Raw genomic sequence first — 246 nt, forward strand, 5'->3', positions numbered from 1 at the left:
TTGCTGCTGATGGCGCGGCTCCATACCGGGAAGTCCATCTCCTGCAGGGTTTTCACGTCGCGCACTCCAGCGTCGATGATCAGCGCGCGGGCGCCGCGTGCCTGGAAGCTGGTGGCCAGCAGGTCACCAAAATAACCGTCGGTGCATTCCGAGGTAACACCTGCCACCACGATGTCGCCGGGCTGAATCTGTTCGGCGGCCACATGCAGCATCCAGTTGTCGCCCGGTTGCAGCAGGACGGTGACG

1 protein-coding gene is annotated in these 246 nt (G+C 63.4%); it reads right to left on the reverse strand.

Features of this window, described 5'->3' with window-relative positions:
- Positions 1-246: RraA family protein (locus tag EAY64_RS19575; protein ID WP_500784353.1), on the reverse strand; the 246-nt coding region annotated here is incomplete at both ends.

This window comes from Aquitalea palustris (assembly GCF_003693445.1).
In the GTDB taxonomy this organism is placed as follows: Bacteria; Pseudomonadota; Gammaproteobacteria; order Burkholderiales; family Chromobacteriaceae; genus Aquitalea; species Aquitalea palustris.